The organism is Psychrobacter sp. 1U2 (genome assembly GCF_051847575.1).
Genome location: NZ_JBPYDC010000306.1, coordinates 1 through 1,230, shown reverse-complemented (window position 1 = coordinate 1,230; position 1,230 = coordinate 1). Strand labels below are relative to the sequence as shown.

At 42.8% G+C, this 1,230-nt stretch carries 1 protein-coding gene; it reads right to left on the bottom strand.

Annotated features, from left to right (window positions below):
* Positions 1–178: 178 nt before the first annotated feature.
* Complete coding sequence (gshB, locus tag ACS8FD_RS15385) at positions 179–1,144, bottom strand: glutathione synthase (RefSeq protein ID WP_439261904.1); 966 nt, start codon at positions 1,142–1,144, stop codon at positions 179–181.
* Positions 1,145–1,230: the final 86 nt, after the last annotated feature.

The following is a 1,230-nucleotide window of genomic DNA, read 5'->3' as shown; positions in this document are numbered from 1 at the left end:
TAATAATAATAATTCACTATAAAAGCTCATACACTAAAGACCGCATAGTATAGAGGAATTTATGCTCATTTATATAGCACTTTATCGCTTAAATAATGGGTTGAAACACTTTAATGCCAAACAATAAAAATGAGAGATATCAAAAAATTAATAACCGCTCATCTTCAAAATACAATCCTTAACAACGAGCTTCTATCGCTATCATAAAGTCTGTCGCAATGTCCGTACCACACTGATCATCAATCTCACGGACGCAAGTGGGACTGGTGACATTAATTTCTGTAATCCGGCCACCGATTAAGTCTAAACCAACGAACATGAGACCTTTTTCTTTGACAATAGGAGCGACTACTTCTGCCACTTGACGTTCAATATCGGTGAGCGGCATGGCCACACCGCTACCACCTGCAGCTAGATTACCACGGGTCTCGCCCTTGACTGGAATACGTGCCAAACTATAATCAACCACTACCCCATCGACGATCAACACACGCTTATCACCCTCAATAATCTCAGGTAGATAACGCTGTGCCATAATTGGCAAGGTCTCAAGTTCAGTCAAGATCTCCAGCGTTACGCCGATATTGGCACTGTCGGCGGTCAGACGAAAGATACCAGTTCCGCCCATCCCATCTAATGGCTTGACGATTACGTCTTGTTGCTCAGCGATAAACTTGCGAATGTGGGCCTGTTTACTGGTCACAATCGTTGGGCTCATATACTCGCTAAACCAAGTCGCAAACAGCTTCTCATTACAGTCGCGAATCGCTTGCGGGTCATTGACCACTAACACGCCTGCCGCTTTGGCATGATCGAGCAGGTAGGTTGCATAAATAAAGCGCATGTCGAACGGTGGATCCTTACGCATCAAAATCACGTTATAGTCACTGACCGGACCTGTCGCTTTATCACCTAACGTATAGAAGTTTTCAGGATCACGCTTTACCGTTACTGGCTGTGTATCGACCATCAACTGCCCACGATCCAACCATAGATCATGAATCTGACAATAACCAAGCGTATGACCGCGGTCTTGAGCGGCCCACATCATTGCCAAACTGGTATCTTTTTTATAGTTAACCTGCTCGATAGGATCCATGATAACGAGTATTTTTAGAGATTTTTTTTGATTTTCTTGGCTCATGATAAGGCTCACTTACGTTATATTATAAATAGGCAGTTATTAAAATTGACAGACACTTAATCTATAGGCAGGTATTTATAAACCCT